Consider the following 18,014-nt stretch of genomic DNA (forward strand, 5'->3'; position numbering starts at 1 on the left):
CCTCCCGCCGGGTAGTCTTTCCGGTCGCCGGGTGGCGCTCGTCGAACATGTGGGGGCGGCACCCTTCACCACTGAAGGCGGTAGCGCGTCATCGACCATGGCGCAGGCAGCGCCGCGCCTGGCCGGAACGCGTGCCAGATCTCGCCGGCCGCACTTGTTTGAGAGGACTTGGATGCCGACCAGCGACATCCCTGATGTGAGCGTCGTCATCATCGTTTACAACGATGAGGAGCGGCTCCCGCGAGCGGTCCGGTCCGTGCTCGACCAGACCCTGAACAACCTCGAAGTGATCATCGCCGACGACTGTTCGACCGATGGGACCGAGGGGGTCGCGCGTTCTCTGGAGGCCTCCGACCCGCGCGTGCGCTACGTGCGGCTGGAGCAGAACAGCGGTGGCTGCAGCGCGCCCCGCAACCGCGGCATCGCGGTCGCCCGCGCCCCGCACATCATGTTCCTGGACAGCGACGACGAGCTGCCCCGCCACGCCTGCAAGAGCCTGCTCCTCGTCGCCGAGGAGACCGGGGTCGACTTCGTCACCGGTGAGGTGACCCGCCTCTTCGAGGAGTCGAACACCACCGGCCTCTGGTACCCGCACCTCTTCACCGAGAAGCGGGTCGTCAACGGCATCGCCGAGGCGCCGGAGTACTTCTTCGACCACCTGTCGACGAACAAGCTCTACCGGACCGCCTTCATCCGGGACAACGCCCTCACCTTCCCCGAGGGCATCCACTACGAGGACCAGCTGTTCTCCGCGCAGGCCTTCTCGCTCGCGGAGTCCTTCGCCGTCGTCCCGTGGTCGGTCTACACCTGGCGCCTCGCGCCGGAGAGCGTCTCCATCTCCTCCAGCCGGCACAAGATCCAGAACGTCGCGGACCGCATCGGCGTGGCCCGGCTCATCGACACCTGGTTCGAGGAGAACGGCCGCGGGGAGCTGCGCGCGGAGAAGGACTACAAGTTCCTCCGCCACGACTTCCGCCTGTACCTGGGCGACCTGCCGTTCCGTGACCTCGAATGGGTCGCCGAGTTCGCCGACGTGGTGAACCCGTACCTGGACGAGATCTCCGACGAGACCTACGCCCGGCTCTCCCGCGAGGAGCGCATCTGCATCCACCTGCTGCGCACCGGCCGCCTGGAGGAACTCCACGTCGCCGCACGCCAGCTGGGCCGGCCGCAGCTCGCCCCGCGTTTCGTGACGGAGGAGGACGGCGTCACCTACTGGGGCGCCGTCGCCCCCGCCGACGACGCGAGCCGCGACGCGCTGGACATCAGCGAGTGGTACATGCGCGAGCAGGTGCTCGCCACCGGCCGCATCCGGCACGAGCTGACGTCCGTGTCGATGCGGGGCCCGGTCCTGCACCTGGAGATCCACACGTACGACCCGGCCGGTCTGGTCACCGAGGACACCAAGGCCTCGGTCAAGCTCGCCGCGCACAAGACGCCGCTCACGGTGCCGCTGGACCTCCGCCCGCAGGGCGAGGGGCAGTACGTCTCCAAGGTCGCGCTCGACTTCCGCAAGGTGCCCGTCGGCAAGGTCGGCGTGGCGACCCGCCGCCACCCGGTGGTCGCCCTGGAGCGCGACGGCGCCCGTCGCACGGACATCCTGCTGGCCGCGCACGACCAGCCGGACTTCCGCGCCACCGTCACGTACCACCGGTTCGGCATCCACCACCTCCGCATCAGGGCGGAGCAGAAGGGCGCCGGACGCCTCGAGGTCACCTGGCAGCGGTCCGGCGTCCTGAAGTCGCTCGAACCGCTCGGCCCCGTCGCCCGCAAGGCCAAGGGGAAGGTCGGCAAGGTCAGGAAGATCCTCGTCGGCAACGAGGGCAAGGCCACCGCGTACGACGCCGTGTCCAAGCTCCCGCGCCGCAAGCGCCAGCTCGCCGTGTTCGAGGCCCTCGAGGGCCGCGGCTACGCGGACAGCCCGCGCTACATCTACGAGGAGCTCAAGCGCCGCAACCTCCCGATCGACGTGGTCTGGTCGTACTCCGGCGACCGCTCCTCCTTCCCGGAGGACGTCACCCTCGTCAGGCGCGGCAGCTTCGCGTACGGACGCGCGCTGGCCCGTGCCAGCTACTGGGTCGACTCGCACAACCTGCCGTACCTGTACCCGAAGCCGAAGGGCACCCGGTACCTCCAGACCTGGCACGGCCAGACCTTCAAGGCGATGGGCTTCGACGTGCCCTCGCTGCGCGCCGCGTCGGAGATCGAGAAGGGGCGCTTCCGCGCCGCCGTCGGCCGCTGGGACGCCCTCGTCTGCCCGAGCGCCGAGTTCGAGCGGACCTTCGTCCCGGCCTTCGAGGTCTCGGCCGACCTGATCCGCTCCGGCTACCCGCGCAACGACGTGCTGGTGCGCTGGGCCGAGCCCGAGCAGCAGGCCAGGGCCAACGCCGTCCGCGAGGCCCTGGACATCCCGGCCGACAAGAAGGTCCTGCTGTACGCCCCGACGTTCCGTGACGCGGCCCGCCGCACCGGACAGTCGGTGCGGGTGGACCTGGAGGAGCTGGCCCCGCACCTGTCCGACCAGTGGATCATCGTCGTGCGGACCCACCCGTACGACCGGTTCAAGATCGCTCCGGAGCTGGGCCACTTCCTGCGCGACGGCTCCTCCTACGCCGACATCAACGACGTGATGCTGGCCTCGGACGCGGTCCTCACGGACTACTCGTCGCTGATGTTCGACTACGCCAACACCGGCCGTCCGATCATCCTCTACACGGACGACTACGAGGCGTACAAGGGCGGCGACCGCGGCACGTACTACGACCTCGAGGAGATCGCGCCCGGCCCGATGGTGACGACCACCGAGGACCTCGCCGCCGCCGTGCGGGACCTGGAGGGCACCCAGGAGCGCCACGCCGAGCGGTACGCGCGCTTCCAGGAAATGTTCTGCTCGTACGAGACCGGCCACGCCAGCAAGATGGTGGTCGATGCTTTTTTCGAAGGCGGCACCCATGACTGAGGCCTCCCCTGTCCGCAACGTGTTCTTCGTCGGCATCGACGTCGACTCGATGGGTGGATCCCAGCGGGTGCTGCACACCCTCGCCCAGGGCATGGGGGAGCGCGGCCACCGCGTCGAGCTGATCGGCATCCGGCCGAGCCCCGAGCCGTTCCCGTACAACGCCACGCGCACGTACGGACACTCGACGCTCTACCCGGCCCCCTCCGAGCCCAAGCCGCCCGTGCGCACGGTCGGCGACCGGATCAGCCTGGCGCGGCGCGCCGAGGCCCGACGCGCCCGGGCCGACCGCGACAACGCGCGGGCGGAGTTCGAGCGGAAGCTGGCCGAGGTGAAGGACGGCTACATCGTCTTCGGCTCGCCGTGGGCGGTCGACTGGGTCATGCCGCTGAAGTGGCGTCACCTCAAGGGAATCGGCCAGTACCACGAGTCCTTCGCGCAGGCGAAGCGGAGCGCCAACCTGGGCCTGATCCGCCGTCACTACCCGGAGCTCGAGCAGACCCTGGTGCTCTCCGAGGGCGACGCCGTCGAGTTCGTCAACCAGCGCGTGCCCAACGTGCGCGTCATGCCGAACCCGCTGCCGTTCTTCCCGGACGAGCTCGCCCCGCTCGACACCCGCAAGATCGGCGCGGTCGGCCGGCTCGACCCGATCAAGCGGTACGACCGCATGATCGAGGCCTTCGCGCAGGCCCACCAGGGCCGCGACGGCTGGGAGCTGCACCTCTTCGGCGAGGGCCCGCTGGAGGGCGAGCTCCGGATGCGCGCCGAGGACCTCGGCGTCGCCGACCAGGTCGTCTTCCGCGGCACGGCGCAGGACATGGCCGCCGCCTACCGCGAGCTGTCCGTCGTCGCGATCAGCAGTGAGCGCGAGGGCCGCCCGATGGCGCTGGCCGAGGCCGCCGCCTGCGGCGTGCCGTGCGTCAGCTTCGACGTCTCCGGCGGAGTCCGGGAGCTCGTCGCGGACGGCGTCTCGGGCACCCTGGTGCCGCCGGCCGACGTGCCGGGGCTCGCCGCCGCGCTCGGTGAGCTGATGGACGACGACGCGATGCGCCGGCGGTACGGCAAGGCGGGCCGTGAGCACGTCGCGCACCTGGCGCTGCCGCACGTCCTCGACCAGTGGGAGGCGGCGTTCGAGGAGATCGAGCGCTAGTCCCCCGGAACGCCGGAAGCCCCGCCCGACCCTGTGTCCGGGCGGGGCTTCCGGCGTGTCCGGGGCCACTTCCGGAGCCTCCGGGAGGCCCTGAGGCTGTGGCTACACTGTCGGAATGACCTGGCTCATCACCGGCGGCGCCGGTTACATCGGTTCCCACGTCGTCAAAGCAATGACCGAGGGCGGCGAGCACGTCGTCGTGGTCGACGACCTCAGCACCGGCAACCCGGCGCGGGTCCCCGAGGGCATCGTCCTGGAGGAGGGCACGGTCCTGGACCGCGCGTTCCTCGACCGGGTGCTGCGCGAGCACCGGATCACGGGCATCGTCCACCTGGCCGGCAAGAAGCAGGTCGGCGAGTCGGTCGAGAAGCCGCTGTTCTACTACCACGAGAACGTGACGGGTCTGCAGACGATCCTCGACGCGGCGGCCTCGGCCGGTGTGAAGAGCTTCCTCTTCTCCTCCTCCGCCTCCGTCTACGGCATGCCCGACGTGGACCTCGTCACCGAGGACACCGAGTGCCTGCCGCTCAGCCCGTACGGCGAGACGAAGCTCGTCGGCGAGTGGATGGCCCGCGCCGTCGGCCAGGCCCACGGCCTGTCCACGGCCTGCCTGCGGTACTTCAACGTGGCGGGCGCGGCGGCCCCGGAGCTCGCCGACACCGGCGTCTTCAACCTGGTGCCGATGGTCTTCGAGCGCCTCGACGCCGGCGAGTCCCCCCGCATCTTCGGCGACGACTACCCGACGCCGGACGGCACCTGCATCCGTGACTACATCCACGTCGCCGACATCGCGAGCGCCCACCTCGCCGCGGCCCGCTCGCTCGCCGCGGCGGCCGAGCGCGGCGAGACGGCCACGCTGACCCTGAACATCGGGCGCGGCGAGGGCGTGTCGGTGCGCGAGATGGTGAACCTCATCAACGAGGTCACCGGTCACAGCGTCGAGCCCGTCGTCACCCCGCGCCGCCCGGGCGACCCGGCCCGCGTGGTCGCCTCGGCCGAGCGCATCGAGTCGGAGCTCGGCTGGAAGGCGCAGCACGACGTCCGCTCCATGATCAGCTCCGCCTGGGAGGGCTGGGGCGTCAACCGCGCGGCCCGCGTGGCCGTCTGACACCCGCGTCGCACGCAGGAGGGGTGCCCCGGTCCGGGGCACCCCTCCCGCGCGTGCCCGGGCCTCCCGCCGGGAGACATGCCGGGGCGGGGCGGGGCGGGGCGGGCCCGGTCTCAGGGCCGGTGGATGCGGTCCACGCCGTAGTACGTGGCCGTGCACTGAGCCGCCCAGTCCCGCTCGTACGTGGACGCGAAGAGGGGCTCGGTGAGGCCGCCGATGAGGAGCGGCCTGTACGCGACCTCACGGGCTCCCGCCGCCACCTCGCCCCGGATGCGGGAGTTCTGACGGTCCCAGGCGACGGAGCGCACCACCGTGCTCGTGGTCAGCGCGTGCACCGGCTGCACCAGGGCGGCCGTGCTGCCGACGGCGACCGTGCCGACCGCCACGAGGAGGGCGGCGCGTCCGGCGGGGCGCGGGGTCGCCGACAGGCGCCGCCCCAGGAGCAGGCCGCCCCACGCCCCGTAGGCGCAGAGGGCGATCAGCAGCGGAAGCAGGAAGCTCGTCCAGGTGCGGCCGTAGGTCCAGCCGGTGTCCCCGTAGCCGCTGCGCAGCCCGAAGACCACTCCCAGCGCGGCGAGGCCGATCAGCGGCAGCGGCAGGAGCACCGCCACGCGGAACAGCGCGCGCGGGGGGAGTGACGGGGCGTCCCGGCGGGCGCCGTCGCTCTTCTGCCGGGCGGGGCCGTTCTCCTGCCGGGCGGGGCCGTTCTCCTGCCGGGAGGCTCCCCCTGGGCGGGTGGCTCCCTCGGGCCGGGAGGCGAGCGCCAGGCCGAGCAGCGCGCCGACGGCGAGGGCGCCCAGATACGCCCACTGGCCGCCGATCGTCTGCCAGAGGCGCCACCAGTCGTGGAAGGTCTCCCCGACGGTCGCGGCCGACAGCGGCTCCGGCGGGTGCTGGGACCGCCGCCAGCGCGCTCCGGGCGAGGTGTAGAGAAGGACGAGGCCGGTGAGGAGCCCGAGGCAGGCCGCCGCGCACCAGGTGGACACGTACCGGTCCCGGGCCCAGCCGAACCGGGGCAGGCAGAGGACCCCCACGGTGACCGAGAACACCCCGGCCACCAGGGCGAACGGTTCGCTCAGCATGCCGAGCGCCGCCCCGATCAGGAGCGCCGACCCCACCGCCGCGCCCCTGGCCCACCGCGCGCCGCCGCGCGCCGCGCGGACCGCGCCGAGCACGGTCCAGACGCCGATCACGCTCGGCAGGGTGTGGGAGATCGTCGCAGGCGCCCAGAGCAGCACCTGGTACGAGCGGGTGCCGGCGAAGAACAGCAGCGCGGTGATGAGCGCCGTCGCGGCCACGAGCGGCACCGTGGACGGATCGGCGGGCCGTCGCGCGGGGGCCGGTGCGGCGGACCCGGCGCCCGCGTCCGCGCCCGTGGCCCGGCGCAGCGAGCGCAGGGCGGTGCGGGCGAGGAGGAACAGTCCCGTGCCCAGCGCGAGGATCAGGAAGGCGGGCAGCAGCTTGGGGCCCCGCATGCCGTCGGAGTAGAGGAGACCGGTGAGGAAGGCGTTGGTGACGCGTCCGTTCTGGGTGCGGTAGAAGTCCGAGGTGATCCCCAGGACCCCCATGTCGCGGGCCTTCCACAGGGCGCACCAGTCGTCCGACGTGGGACGTACGTAGACGCCGAGGAAGGCGCCGACCGAGAGCAGCACCCCGGCCCCGGCGGCGACGACGAGCGCGATCCAGGGCAGTACCTGCAGCAGCCCCTCCCGGCGTCCGGCGGCGTCCCCCGTCCCCTCGGTGCCACCGGTGTCCTGTCCGTCGTCTCCGTCGTTGCCGTTCTGCTCGTCGTTCGGCATCCGCGCGTCACCGTGCTCCGAGATGGTGGTCCTGCTCAACGGTCATCGCTCCAGCCGGCCAAGGTCCGTGGCATGTCGCCCCTATGAGTGACGATCGGGTGAAAATGCCACGTATACCAATATCTTCCCCACATGCTTTGCTTCATGGACGACATGCCGACCGAGGGCGGTCACTCCGGCGCCGCCGGGCGGTCACCGCCCAGCCGTACCGTGGCCGCGCTGCTCGAAGGAGAGTCCGGTGGCGGTCCTTCCAGTCCTTCAGGACGTACTCTCGCCCATCCCTCTGGAGTGACCGTTCCATGACCAGGCTTTCCGTCGTCGTCCCCTGCTTCAACGAGGAGGACGTCATCGAGCGCTTCGACACGCGGATGCGACACGTGCTCGACGCACTCCCGGTCGGATACGAGATCTGCTACGTCGACGACGGAAGCTCCGACGGAACGCTGGGGAAGCTGCGCGAGATCGCCGCCCGCCACCCGCAGCACACCCAGTACGCCTCCTTCAGCCGCAACTTCGGCAAGGAGGCCGCCATGCTCGCCGGCCTGCGCAAATCCACCGGTGACGCCGTCGTCATCATGGACGCCGACCTCCAGCACCCGCCCGAGCTGCTCGGACGCATGCTCGACCTCTACCACCAGGGCCACGACCAGGTGATGGCGCGGCGCACCCGCGAGGGCGACAAGAAGGTCCGTACGGCGCTCAGCCGTGTGTACTACCGTGCCGTGAACCGTTGGGTGGACGTCGAACTCGCCGACGGCGTCGGCGACTTCCGTCTCCTCTCCCGGCCCGCCGTCGACGCCCTGCTGTCGCTGCCCGAGTACAACCGCTTCTCCAAGGGCCTCTTCTCCTGGATCGGCTTCGACACCGTCACCTTCGACTACCGGAACGCCGCGCGCGAGGGCGGCGAGACGAAGTGGAAGTTCAGCTCCCTGCTCAACTACGGCATGGACGGGCTGATCTCCTTCAACAACCGTCCGCTGCGCATCGCCCTCTGGCTCGGCATGATGCTCACCGGCCTCGCCGCCCTCTACGCCGTCTGGGTGACCGTCGCCGCGATCACCCAGGGCGTCACCGCTCCCGGCTACGTCACCCTGGTCGCGATCATCGTGGGGCTCGGGGGCGTGCAGATGGTGATGCTGGGACTGATCGGCGAGTACATCGGCCGCATCTACTACGAGACGAAGCGCCGGCCGCACTTCCTCGTGAAGGAGACCCACCGCTCCTTCGGCCGCGCCGCCGCCGAGCGTGCCGCCGCCGAACGGATCCGCGTCGTGACCGCCGAGCGGGAGCGCTGATGGGGCCGACGCGCCCCGGTGGTGCGCGGGACGCGCGACGGGCCCGGCTCGCGGAGATCCTCCGCTTCGCCCTGGTCGGCGGCGTCAACACCGGGACGTTCTTCGGCTGTTACCTGCTCCTGCACCCCTGGATGCCGTACTTCGCCGCGTACTCCCTCGCCTTCCTCCTCAGCATGGTCGGCTCCTTCTTCCTCAACACCTACTTCACCTACCGCACCCGGCCGACATGGAAGAAGTTCGCCCTCTTCCCGCTCACCAACGTCACCAACTACCTCGTCCAGAGCGTCGGTCTCTACGCCCTCGTCACATGGGCCGGAATGGACGACAGGATCGCGCCACTCGTCGCGGCCGTCGTCGCGATCCCGTTCACCTACCTGATATCCCAGCGGATCCTGGTGCCCCGCGGAACCGCCGGACCCGCCGCCGACTCCGGTCCAGGAAGCGAAACGGACGAGCGGCAGACCTCCCGGCTCGCGTAGATTGCCTGGCAGCCGCGGCGGGGAGCGCGCGGCGCGTGGGACAGCCGAGTGAGGACGACGCAGGTGGCGACGCAGGTGACGGGACAGACGGACGTGGCAAGGCAGTACGTGACGGAGGCCCGCAGGATCGTCGTCAAGGTCGGCTCCTCCTCGCTCACCACCGCCTCCGGAGGCCTCGACGCCGACCGCGTCGACGCCCTCGTCGACGTCCTCGCCAAGGTCCGCAGCGGTGGCGAGAAGGAGATCGTCCTCGTGTCCTCCGGCGCCATCGCCGCGGGACTCGCACCGCTCGGCCTCACCCGCCGCCCCAAGGACCTCGCCCGCCAGCAGGCCGCCGCCAGCGTCGGCCAGGGCCTCCTCGTCGCCCGCTACACCGCCTCCTTCGCCCGCTACGGCGTCCGCGTCGGCCAGGTCCTCCTCACCACCGACGACACCAGCCGGCGCGCCCACTACCGCAACGCGTACCGGACCCTGGACCAGCTCCTCGCCATGGGCGCGCTCCCCGTCGTCAACGAGAACGACACCGTCGCCACCGACGAGATCCGCTTCGGCGACAACGACCGGCTCGCCGCCCTCGTCGCCCACCTCGTCCGCGCCGACCTGCTCGTGCTGCTCTCCGACGTCGACGGACTGTACGACGGCGACCCCTCCAAGCCCGGCACCTCGCGGATCACGCAGGTCACCGGCCCCTCGGACATCGCCCACGTCGAGATCGGCTCGGCCGGCAAGGCGGGCGTCGGCACCGGCGGCATGGTCACCAAGGTCGAGGCCGCCCGGATCGCCGCCGCCGCCGGCATCCCGGTGGTCCTCACCTCCGCGAGCCGCGCCGCCGACGCCCTCGCCGGACGGGACACCGGCACGTACTTCCACCGCACCGGCCGCCGCTCCGCCGACCGGTTGCTCTGGCTCGCCCACGCCTCCACCCCGCAGGGCTCCCTCAGCCTCGACGACGGAGCCGTACGGGCCGTCGTCGAGGGCAAGAAGTCCCTGCTCGCGGCCGGTGTCGCGGCCGTCGAGGGCGACTTCGTGGCCGGTGACCCCGTCGAGCTCCGCGACTCCTCCGGCCGGGCCGTCGCCCGCGGCCTCGTCAACTTCGACGCCAAGGAGCTGCCCCGGATGCTCGGCCGCTCCACCCACGAACTCGCCAAGGACCTCGGACCCGAGTACGAACGCGAGGTCGTCCACCGCGACGACCTGGTCGTCATCCGCTGACGGGGCCGACGCCGAAACGGCTGAAAGTCTGGCCATCCGGAAGGGACGTTCACCAAAACCGCCCCAAGTGCCGCCTCGGACTGGTCAACTTTGTCTCGGGGGTAAGACAAGGCGGGGTACAGCACCACACGCATCACACAGGAGGCCGCCGGTGAGACGAGCGCGCCCAGGGGCACCGCCCCGCGGGACTGCCGAACGCGCCCTGACCAGTGTCGAGGCCGGAGCCGACTTCGACGAGGCACGGCACAGGTCCACGGACAGGAAGACCGAGACCACCACCGAGACACGTGAGGAACGGCCGGTGTCCAAGCTCTGGCACATCACTCTCAGTGTGTCGGGCGTGGAGTCACCGCTGAAGGAGGTGCGCCGCGGGCTCGAACAGCTGGCCCACGACCACCCCTTCCTGCTGACCAGCCGCTACGCCAACGACCACGCCGAGATCCGGTACTGGGAGGAGGCCCGCGACCTGCACGACGCGGCGGCCGTCGCCCTGCGCCTGTGGGGCGAGCACCGGCAGACCGCCAAGCTGCCGCCCTGGGAGATCGTGGGGCTGGAGGTCATCGACCGCGAGACCTACCACCAGCGGATCGCGGAGGGCTACGGCCCGCCGCCCGCCGCCCCGGTCGGCGTCCACCCCTACTGACGGGCGGGCCCCCGCCGACAGGCGGAGACGCGCCATCGTGGCGGGGACACGTCTCGGAGTGCGGGATACGGGCGCGATACGTGAGGGATGTCCGCAGCGGTGCCAGTACCCTGCGGACATGACCTCGCTCACGCCCCTCGACAACCTCTCCCCGGTCACCCGGGCCGCCTACCGGGCCCGTGGCGCCGCCGCCGAAATCGCGCCACTCCCGCGCGCGGCCAAGGACGACGCGCTCCTCGCGATCGCGGACGCCCTCGAAGTCCGTACCGCCGAGATCGTCGAAGCCAACGCCGTGGACATCGCCAAGGCCCGCGAAGCCGGGACCAGCGAGGCCATCATCGACCGCCTGACCCTCACCCCGGAGCGCGTCCGGGCCATCGCCGCCGACGTCCGTGACGTCGCCGCGCTGCCCGACCCCGTCGGCGAGGTCGTCCGCGGCTCGACCCTCCCCAACGGCATCGACCTCCGCCAGATCCGCGTCCCGCTCGGCGTCGTCGGCATCATCTACGAGGCCCGCCCCAACGTCACCGTCGACGCCGCCGCCCTCTGCCTGAAGTCCGGCAACGCCGTCCTGCTCCGCGGCTCCTCCTCCGCGTACGCCTCCAACACCGCCCTGGTGACCGTCCTGCGCGACGCCATCGGCGGCGCCGGACTCCCCGCCGACGCGATCCAGCTCGTCCCCGGCGAGTCCCGCGAGTCGGTCCACGAGCTGATGCGCGCCCGGGGCCTCGTCGACGTCCTCATCCCGCGCGGCGGAGCCTCCCTCATCCGCACCGTCGTCGAGGAGTCCACCGTCCCGGTCATCGAGACCGGCACCGGAAACTGCCACGTCTACGTCGACGCCCAGACCGACCTCGACATGGCCGTCGACATCCTGATCAACTCCAAGGCCCAGCGGGTCAGCGTCTGCAACTCCGCCGAGACCCTCCTCGTCCACCAGGACGTCGCCGAGGCCTTCGTGCCCAAGGCCCTCGCGGCCCTCGCCGAGGCCGGCGTCACCGTCCACGCCGACGAGCGGGTCCTCGCCCTCGCCGAGGGCTCCAAGGCCACCGTCGTCCCGGCCACGCCCGAGGACTGGGAGACCGAGTACCTCTCGTACGACATCTCCGCCGCCGTCGTCGACTCCCTCGACAAGGCCGTCGAGCACATCCGGATGTGGTCCTCCGGCCACACCGAGGCCATCGTCACCACCTCGCAGGCCGCGGCCCGCCGCTTCACCCAGCTGGTCGACTCCACCACGGTCGCCGTGAACGCCTCCACCCGCTTCACGGACGGCGGCCAGTTCGGCTTCGGCGCCGAGATCGGCATCTCCACCCAGAAGCTGCACGCCCGGGGCCCCATGGGCCTTCCGGAGCTGACCTCGACCAAGTACATCGTCACCGGTGACGGTCACGTGCGGTAACACCTCCTTTCGGTACGGGGAGGGACGGGCAGGGAGGCTTCGCGCTCTCCCTGCCCAAAAGCCCCTTCCGGGTCTACTCTGAATCCGTGCCGGACGACGTGGGGGGCAGGCCGTTCCAGGACGGCGGAGACCCCGAGGACGCTGTCGACCGCGGAGGCGCCGACGAGGTCTGGGCCGACGTGGTCTTCGACGAGGCCTTCGTCAGGGCCGCCACCCTCCACGAGCCCACCGCGGTCGAGCGGCTCCTCGCCGCCGCCCAGGCCCGTGCCGAGGCGGAGGCGGCCCGCGCCCGCGCCGGCGGCGGATCCGTCGAGGACGACCCCTACGAGGACGGCCACGACCCCGCCGGCCTCACCTACGAGCCCGACGACATCGGCGACGACGCCAGCCCCTACGGCCGCCACGGCGGGGCCCTGCGCCCCTACCGGGGCCGCGCCCGCTGGCTCCGGCCCGTCGCCTGGGTCCTCGCCCTCGTCATGGGCGTCGGCATGGTGGCCCTCGCCTTCAGCGCCGTCTACCGGGGTGCCGCCGCCAACCGCGAGGACCAGGTCCCGCCGCCGGCCACCACCGGCGTCGACACGCCGAACCCGAACCCGGCCCCACCGGCCGCCCACGCCTCCGCCCCCGCCGCCCGGTCGGCCTCGACCCGCTAGACGCCCCGCGGCCCCGGGCGCCCCCTGACGGCGGAATTCCTCCGAACCCGTCCCTGGGCGTTTACCGAAGCCCGTGCGGACCTACCCTGAAGGTATGGCAGGGCGTGGCGACCCGCCTGAGGGGACACCCGAGGGGCTCCCCGGCGGTGAGGACGAGTACCGATCCGTCGTCTTCGACGAGGCGTTCATCCGTGCTGCCCACCTCCAGGAGTTCTCCGCGAAGGAGCGGATGGGCGAGTACGCCCAGGCCGTCCGGAGCCGCTCCTCCTGGGAGAGCCGGAGCGGCTCCCGCCAGGCGGTCCTGCTCGTCCTGCTGATCCTCCTCGCCTTCGGCACCGCCATCTATCTGGGCGTCCGCAACCCCTACCAGCCCCCCGTCGACCAGCGGGCCGAGCCCCTGCGGACCACCGTGGTCCCGCTCGCCCCCCAGGGCCCCGTCCCGGGCGGCACGCCCGCCCAGCTCTTCGCCCACAGCCCGGCCGCCGAATACCGCATCGGGGCCGCAGGCATCAACCTGCCCGTCGCCGGGCGCACCTCCCACTTCGCCGAGAGCCAGGTCGTCACCGGCCTCAGCATCGCCAAGGACTACCTGGTGGCCTCCGCCCTGGAGCCGGACGTCCTGTCCGGGGCGACCGTCCGGCCCGCGCGCCTGCTGCTCGACCCGGACCAGCTGGAACAGTTCGACCGGAGCGTCGAGTCCCCCGCCGACGACGGGCGGCACGCCCTCGCGGCCTGGCTGATCCGCTTCGATCCCCGGCAGGTGGCCCTCGCGGAGCCCGCCGCCCGCGTGCAGGGCGTCCTCCGCTTCGAGGAGACCGGCCCCGACACGCTGGACGTCACCGCCGACCACACGTACACCTACGCGCTCCGTCCGGCCGCCCAGGGGGTGGGGCCGGTCGCCGCGGCGTCCCTCTTCACGGTCCACCGCGTGGTGCACTTCCGCTTCGACCGCGAGGACCTGCGGATGCACCGCGCCGAGCTGCTGACCAGCACGGTCGAGGCCGGTCCGCAGGCCTGCGGCGCCGACACCACGGGCTCCCTGAAGCCGCTCCTGGCGGGAGAGCGGGCCTCGGACGCGGGCGGCGGCCCGGCGGTCACCGATCCGTACGCCACCGCCCGGCCCGCCGCCCCCGCGCTGTGCGGAGCCCTGGCGCCGAGCGCTCAGCCCTCGCTCTGACCGTCCCCGGCCCCGTCGCCCGGCGTGCCGTTCCCGGCCACGCCTCCGGCGCCCTTGGCGCCGCCGCCGTCCGCCTTCTGGGTGCCCTGGCCGCCGAACCGGTTGCGCAGCAGTCCGCCCAGATCGCCCGCGAGGTCACCGGCGCCGCCGGCTATGTCCCCGACCAGCTTCATCAGGGGATCCTTGCTGGTCCGCACCGTGTCGGCGTAGTGCCCGGCCGACTCGCGGAAGGAGTCCGTGACCGAGGTGTCCTTGTCCTCCGAGCGCTTCGGGTAGTGCCCGTCCATGATCCGCTGGAAGTCGCGGCTCTCCGACCACTTCTTCAGCTCCGCCGCGCGGACGGTGGTGAAGGGGTGCGAGCGCGGCAGCACGTTGAGGATCTTCAGGACCGAGTCCCGCAGGTCCCCGGCCTTCTCGTACTCGTCGGCCTGGGCGAGGAACGCGTCCACGTTCATCTCGTGCAGGTGGTTGCCACCGGCGATCTTCATCAGGCCGCGCATCGAGGCCCGCACGTCCTGACCGACGAGGAGGCCGGCCCGGTCGGCGGAGAGCTCCGACTTGCGGAACCACTCCCGCAGCGCCGTGACGATGGCCGTGATCGCGACCGTGCCCAGCGGGATCCAGGCGATCTTGAGCGCGAGGTTGGTGAGGAAGAGCAGGACCGTGCGGTACACGGCGTGCCCGGAGAGCGCGTGCCCGACCTCGTGGCCGACGACCGCCCGCATCTCCTCCTCGTCGAGGAGCTCCACCAGACCGGTGGTGACCACGATGATCGGCTCGTCCAGACCGATGCACATCGCGTTGGGCTTCGGGTCCTGGACCACGTACATCGGCGGGACCTTCTCCAGGTCCAGGATGTAACAGGCGTCCCTCAGCATGTCGTTGAGGTGGCTGAACTGCGCGTCGCTCACCCGTACGGAGTCCGAGAGGTAGAGGAGTCGCAGGCTGCGCTCCGGCAGCAGTCCGCTGAGCGCCTTGAAGGCCGTGTCGAAGCCGCTGAGCTTCCGCAGCGCCACGAGGGCCGAGCGGTCGGCCGGATGCTCGTAGGCCCGCGAGGAGATGCCGGGGAAGCGCTTCCGCTGCCTGCTCGGCACGTTCCCCTGGTCGTTCTCGGTCATGGATGCCCCCTGTTCGTACGAGTCGGTGCTCGTCCCCCTGACTGAACCCAGCGTAGGCGTTGGCGCTACCGTGTGCCGGAGCCTGTGGATAACCAGGACACCGAGGACGACCGAAGGGCACGACCGACATGCCGGACACCGCAGACGCCACGGCCGCCCTGCTCGCGGCCGCCGCACAGCAGGGGCTGGGCGACACGCTCCGGATCGTGCTGCTCGTCTCGCTCGTGGGCGGAGTCCTGCTCGCCTGGTTCCTGCTGCGCGGGTATCGCACCGACGACACCACCGGCACCGGCGGCGACGACAACACGGACCGCGACGCCAACGCCTGAGTCGGCGTGAGCACGTCGCGACCGCCCGCATACGATGTGCGCGAAGTCTCCGCTCCCATCCCCGATCGATAGGTCTGCCGAAGATGAGCCTCCACAGCACCGCCGCCCACCTGGTCACCCTCGCCGAGGGTGCCGAGCACGGCGGCAACCACGAAAGCCTCAGCCCCTACCTCACCGGCTTCGGTGCCCTCGGCGCCCTGCTTCTGCTGCTGTGGATCACCACCCGCTTCAACCGCGACCGCTGAACCGGAGACCGCTGATCCGGCGCCCGCCGCCGTGCCAGTAGGCTCTGCACGCATGGGAGAGCAGGAAGTGCCTACTGGCGGGCGCGGCAAGCGCCGACTCGGCGTGATGGGCGGAACCTTCGACCCGATCCACCACGGACACCTGGTGGCGGCCAGCGAGGTCGCCGCCCTATTCCATCTGGACGAGGTGGTGTTCGTACCGACCGGGGAGCCGTGGCAGAAGAGCCACAAAGTCGTCTCCGCGGCCGAGGACCGCTATCTGATGACGGTCATCGCCACGGCCTCCAACCCGCAGTTCTCCGTGAGCCGAATCGACATCGACCGCGGCGGTGCGACCTACACCATCGACACCCTGCGGGACCTGCGGTCCCTCAACAGCGACTCGGACCTGTTCTTCATCACCGGGGCCGACGCGCTGTCGCAGATCCTCACCTGGCGCGACGCCGAGGAGCTCTTCTCGCTCGCCCACTTCATCGGCGTCACCCGACCGGGTCACGACCTCACCGACGACGGACTGCCCAAGGGCGGGGTCTCGCTCGTCGAGATCCCCGCGCTCGCCATCTCCTCCACCGACTGCCGGGCGAGGGTCGCGCAGGGCGATCCCGTCTGGTACCTGGTCCCGGACGGCGTGGTGCGCTACATCGACAAGCGCCAGCTGTACCGCGGCGAGTGAGCTTCGGGGAGGGCCACCGGTGAACGATCAGCAGCACCCGTACGACCCGTACTATCCGCAGCCGCAGATCATCGGCTACGACGAGTACGGGCAGCCGGTGTACCAGCAGCCGCAGGCGCAGCAGCAGCCCGCGCAGCACTACGACCCGTACGCCGGGCAGCAGCAGCCGCAGCAGGCGTACGGCTACGACCCGTACGCCCAGCAGCCGCCTGCCCAGGAGCCGGGCCCGCCCCCGCAGTACGACCCCTACGGGCAGCAGGGCTACGCCTACCCGTCCTACGACACCGGACAGCAGTGGGCCGCCCAGCCCGAGCCCGCCCCCGCGCCCGTCCAGGCTCCCGTCCAGGCGGCGCCCGCGGCCCCCGCGGCGCCCGCCGCCCCCGTCGCGGCCCCGGCCGGAGTCCCCGGCCAGCGCCCCGCCTCCGAGCGGTCCGCCCCGCCGCGGCAGGACGAGGACGACCGCGCGTACCGCACGGAACAGTTCTCGTTCATCGAGGAGCCCGACGAGGACTCCGAGGACGTCATCGACTGGCTCAAGTTCACCGAGAGCCGCTCGGAGCGGCGCGAGGAGGCCAGGCGGCGCGGCCGCAACCGGATCGTCGCGCTCGTCGTCGTCCTCGTCCTCGCCGTCGCCGGCGGCGTCGGCTACCTCTGGTCGGCGGGCCTGCTCCCCGGTTCGTCCGACCCGGAGGGCAAGACCGGGAACGCCGCGACCGGCCCGCAGCAGCGCGACACGATCGTCGTCCACCTCCACGACCTCAAGCACAGCACCACCTCCACCGCCCTGCTCGTCGACAACGCCACCACCCGCCAGGGCACCACGATCCTCCTCCCCAACTCCGTCGTCGTCGCCGACGCCGAGGGCGCCGGGACCACTCTCGGGAACTCCGTGGAGGAGGACGGATCCGGCGGCACCCGGGAGGCGATCGGCAACCTGCTCGGGACGAAGATCACCGGCACCTGGCGGCTGGACACCCCCTACCTGGAGAACCTCGTCGAGTCCGTCAGCGGCATCGAGATCGACACCGACACGGACGTCCCCGACCCCAAGAAGGGGGCCGAGCCGCTGGTCCGGAAGGGCGAGAAGCAGACGCTCAACGGCCGTGCCGCCGTCGCCTACGCCACCTACCGGGCGCCCGGCGAGGCCGAGGCCAAGCAGCTCCAGCGCTTCGGCGGGGTCATGTACGGGGTGCTGCGCAAGTTCTCCAGCGACCCCGAGGCGGCCACAGTCACCATCGAGACCCTCCAGCAGATCCTCGACCCCTCGCTCCCGGAGAAGGACCTCGCCGCCTCCCTGGCCAAGCTCGCCGAGCACGCCAAGATCGGCGACTACAAGACGGCCCTGCTCCCGGTGGGACAGGACGGCGCGCTGACCGAGGGCGCGAGCGACAGCGTGGTGAAGGACATCCTGGGCGGCAAGGTCACCGCTCCCGAGGCGGGCGAGGTGCCCCGGGTCTCGGTGCGGGACGGTTCCGGCAAGAAGGCGGCCGAGGCGGCCCGGATCGTCCTGATCAACGGCGGCTTCACCTTCGTGGGCGGCGCCGACGCGGAGACCCGGGAGAAATCGCAGGTCCTCTACGGCGACGACGCGCAGAAGGGGACGGCCGCCGAGGTGGCCAAGACCCTGGGGCTGCCCGCCTCCTCCGTCGAGAAGGGCAAGCCCTCGGGAACGATCGCGGTCACCGTGATCCTGGGCCAGGACTACAAGGTCCCGGGGCCCCGGTAGGGCGCCCCGGAAAACGCCGACGGGGTCGTCGGCGGTCCGTGAGACCCTG

General features: G+C 71.7%; 16 protein-coding genes. 14 read left to right on the forward strand and 2 right to left on the reverse strand.

The genetic code is table 11. The features are described from left to right. Positions 1-172: 172 nt before the first annotated feature. The 3 genes from ACFYUZ_RS00720 (at position 173) to galE (ending at position 5,214) form a co-directional block, all read left to right on the forward strand. Positions 173-2,959 (forward strand): CDP-glycerol glycerophosphotransferase family protein, encoded by a 2,787-nt coding sequence (locus ACFYUZ_RS00720; protein ID WP_389305050.1) that lies wholly within the window; start codon positions 173-175, stop codon positions 2,957-2,959. After that, entirely contained in the window at positions 2,952-4,106 is a 1,155-nt protein-coding gene (locus ACFYUZ_RS00725) for a glycosyltransferase (protein ID WP_389305052.1), read from the forward strand. Before ACFYUZ_RS00720 ends, ACFYUZ_RS00725 begins: the two co-directional genes overlap by 8 nt. Positions 4,107-4,221: 115 nt before the next feature. Beyond that, the gene (gene galE, locus ACFYUZ_RS00730; protein ID WP_389305054.1) at positions 4,222-5,214 is read left to right on the forward strand and encodes a UDP-glucose 4-epimerase GalE; all 993 of its coding nucleotides are present in this window, start codon (positions 4,222-4,224) and stop codon (positions 5,212-5,214) included. Positions 5,215-5,327: 113 nt separating this feature from the next. Here the strand turns inward: galE and ACFYUZ_RS00735 are convergent, their stop codons facing one another. After that, positions 5,328-7,052 carry a hypothetical protein gene (locus ACFYUZ_RS00735; RefSeq protein ID WP_389305056.1) on the reverse strand — a complete coding sequence of 575 codons (1,725 nt, stop codon included), beginning with the start codon at positions 7,050-7,052 and terminating at the stop codon, positions 5,328-5,330. A gap of 260 nt (positions 7,053-7,312) precedes the next feature. Between ACFYUZ_RS00735 and ACFYUZ_RS00740 the strand changes: the two genes are divergently transcribed. The 7 genes from ACFYUZ_RS00740 (at position 7,313) to ACFYUZ_RS00770 (ending at position 13,874) form a co-directional block, all read left to right on the forward strand. After that, a complete protein-coding gene (locus tag ACFYUZ_RS00740) occupies positions 7,313-8,308 on the forward strand; it encodes a glycosyltransferase family 2 protein (RefSeq protein WP_389305057.1) in 996 nt (331 codons plus the stop codon). Further along, complete coding sequence (locus ACFYUZ_RS00745) at positions 8,308-8,787, forward strand: GtrA family protein (RefSeq protein WP_389305058.1); 480 nt, start codon at positions 8,308-8,310, stop codon at positions 8,785-8,787. The genes ACFYUZ_RS00740 and ACFYUZ_RS00745 overlap by 1 nt, the downstream gene beginning before the upstream one ends. Positions 8,788-8,895: 108 nt before the next feature. Further along, positions 8,896-9,999 (forward strand): glutamate 5-kinase, encoded by a 1,104-nt coding sequence (gene proB, locus ACFYUZ_RS00750; RefSeq protein ID WP_389306235.1) that lies wholly within the window; start codon positions 8,896-8,898, stop codon positions 9,997-9,999. A 151-nt stretch (positions 10,000-10,150) separates the two neighbouring features. Further along, complete coding sequence (locus ACFYUZ_RS00755; RefSeq protein WP_093876131.1) at positions 10,151-10,642, forward strand: hypothetical protein; 492 nt, start codon at positions 10,151-10,153, stop codon at positions 10,640-10,642. 118 nt (positions 10,643-10,760) lie between these two features. After that, complete coding sequence (locus tag ACFYUZ_RS00760; protein WP_389305060.1) at positions 10,761-12,044, forward strand: glutamate-5-semialdehyde dehydrogenase; 1,284 nt, start codon at positions 10,761-10,763, stop codon at positions 12,042-12,044. 86 nt (positions 12,045-12,130) lie between these two features. Next, entirely contained in the window at positions 12,131-12,697 is a 567-nt protein-coding gene (locus ACFYUZ_RS00765) for a hypothetical protein (RefSeq protein WP_389305062.1), read from the forward strand. Between the two features lie 94 nt (positions 12,698-12,791). Further along, positions 12,792-13,874, forward strand: a complete 1,083-nt coding sequence (locus ACFYUZ_RS00770) for a hypothetical protein (RefSeq protein WP_389305063.1) — start codon at positions 12,792-12,794, stop codon at positions 13,872-13,874. Here ACFYUZ_RS00770 and ACFYUZ_RS00775 read toward each other — a convergent pair. Then, positions 13,859-14,992 (reverse strand): M48 family metallopeptidase, encoded by a 1,134-nt coding sequence (locus tag ACFYUZ_RS00775; protein WP_389305065.1) that lies wholly within the window; start codon positions 14,990-14,992, stop codon positions 13,859-13,861. The genes ACFYUZ_RS00770 and ACFYUZ_RS00775 overlap by 16 nt on opposite strands. Before the next feature lie 128 nt (positions 14,993-15,120). On the opposite strand from ACFYUZ_RS00775, the gene ACFYUZ_RS00780 reads away from it, so the two are divergent. From ACFYUZ_RS00780 to ACFYUZ_RS00795, 4 genes are all read left to right on the forward strand, one after another. Continuing rightward, positions 15,121-15,321 (forward strand): hypothetical protein, encoded by a 201-nt coding sequence (locus ACFYUZ_RS00780; protein WP_389305067.1) that lies wholly within the window; start codon positions 15,121-15,123, stop codon positions 15,319-15,321. An 83-nt stretch (positions 15,322-15,404) separates the two neighbouring features. Next, on the forward strand, positions 15,405-15,566 hold the full coding sequence (locus tag ACFYUZ_RS00785) for a hypothetical protein (RefSeq protein ID WP_389305069.1): 162 nt from the start codon (positions 15,405-15,407) through the stop codon (positions 15,564-15,566). A 52-nt stretch (positions 15,567-15,618) separates the two neighbouring features. Continuing rightward, positions 15,619-16,239, forward strand: a complete 621-nt coding sequence (gene nadD / locus ACFYUZ_RS00790) for a nicotinate-nucleotide adenylyltransferase (RefSeq protein WP_123452238.1) — start codon at positions 15,619-15,621, stop codon at positions 16,237-16,239. 19 nt (positions 16,240-16,258) lie between these two features. Further along, positions 16,259-17,965 carry an LCP family protein gene (locus tag ACFYUZ_RS00795; RefSeq protein WP_389305070.1) on the forward strand — a complete coding sequence of 569 codons (1,707 nt, stop codon included), beginning with the start codon at positions 16,259-16,261 and terminating at the stop codon, positions 17,963-17,965. Positions 17,966-18,014 lie beyond the last annotated feature (49 nt).

This window comes from Streptomyces sp. NPDC004266, from assembly GCF_042874095.1.
Taxonomy (GTDB): Bacteria; Actinomycetota; Actinomycetes; order Streptomycetales; family Streptomycetaceae; genus Streptomyces.

Coding starts and splice junctions, on each gene's coding strand:
- ACFYUZ_RS00720 (WP_389305050.1), top strand. CDS start 173: ATGCCGACCAGCGACATCCCTGATGTGAGCGTCGTCATCATCGTTTAC.
- ACFYUZ_RS00725 (WP_389305052.1), top strand. CDS start 2,952: ATGACTGAGGCCTCCCCTGTCCGCAACGTGTTCTTCGTCGGCATCGAC.
- galE (WP_389305054.1), top strand. CDS start 4,222: ATGACCTGGCTCATCACCGGCGGCGCCGGTTACATCGGTTCCCACGTC.
- ACFYUZ_RS00740 (WP_389305057.1), top strand. CDS start 7,313: ATGACCAGGCTTTCCGTCGTCGTCCCCTGCTTCAACGAGGAGGACGTC.
- ACFYUZ_RS00745 (WP_389305058.1), top strand. CDS start 8,308: ATGGGGCCGACGCGCCCCGGTGGTGCGCGGGACGCGCGACGGGCCCGG.
- ACFYUZ_RS00760 (WP_389305060.1), top strand. CDS start 10,761: ATGACCTCGCTCACGCCCCTCGACAACCTCTCCCCGGTCACCCGGGCC.
- ACFYUZ_RS00770 (WP_389305063.1), top strand. CDS start 12,792: ATGGCAGGGCGTGGCGACCCGCCTGAGGGGACACCCGAGGGGCTCCCC.
- ACFYUZ_RS00775 (WP_389305065.1), bottom strand. CDS start 14,992: ATGACCGAGAACGACCAGGGGAACGTGCCGAGCAGGCAGCGGAAGCGC.
- ACFYUZ_RS00780 (WP_389305067.1), top strand. CDS start 15,121: ATGCCGGACACCGCAGACGCCACGGCCGCCCTGCTCGCGGCCGCCGCA.
- ACFYUZ_RS00785 (WP_389305069.1), top strand. CDS start 15,405: ATGAGCCTCCACAGCACCGCCGCCCACCTGGTCACCCTCGCCGAGGGT.
- nadD (WP_123452238.1), top strand. CDS start 15,619: ATGGGAGAGCAGGAAGTGCCTACTGGCGGGCGCGGCAAGCGCCGACTC.